The organism is Photobacterium rosenbergii, from assembly GCF_033022775.1.
GTDB lineage: Bacteria > Pseudomonadota > Gammaproteobacteria > Enterobacterales > Vibrionaceae > Photobacterium > Photobacterium rosenbergii_A.
Genome location: NZ_JAWJZI010000051.1, coordinates 1 through 560 on the forward strand (window position 1 = coordinate 1; position 560 = coordinate 560).

Here is a 560-nt window from a genome sequence, read left to right on the forward strand (position 1 = left end):
ATACTCAGATGAACAACCTTGGTTGTTGAGCCATACGAACAGACCCCTTGGGGTTGTATGGTTAAGTGACTAAGCGTACACGGTGGATGCCTGGGCAGTCAGAGGCGATGAAGGACGTGCTAACCTGCGATAAGCCAAGAGAAGATGGTAAGAATCACAATACTCTTGGATTTCCGAATGGGGAAACCCAGCTGCATAAGCAGTTATCGTAACGTGAATACATAGCGTATTGAGGCGAACCGGGGGAACTGAAACATCTAAGTACCCCGAGGAAGAGAAATCAACCGAGATTCCGGCAGTAGCGGCGAGCGAACCCGGATTAGCCCTTAAGCTAGTTTTGCGACAGGTGAATGTGCTGGAAAGCACAGCGATACAGGGTGATAGCCCCGTAACCGGTAGCGCATTGCGAGTGAAATCGAGTAGGACGGGACACGTGATATCCTGTCTGAACATGGGGGGACCATCCTCCAAGGCTAAATACTCCTGACTGACCGATAGTGAACCAGTACCGTGAGGGAAAGGCGAAAAGAACCCCTGTGAGGGGAGTGAAATAGAACCTG

The 560-nt window shown here is 50.7% G+C and carries 1 rRNA gene; it reads left to right on the forward strand.

Annotated elements, in window-relative coordinates:
• Positions 1-59: 59 nt before the first annotated feature.
• Positions 60-560: ribosomal RNA gene (locus R2X38_RS26650) — 23S ribosomal RNA — on the forward strand; the annotation flags it as partial.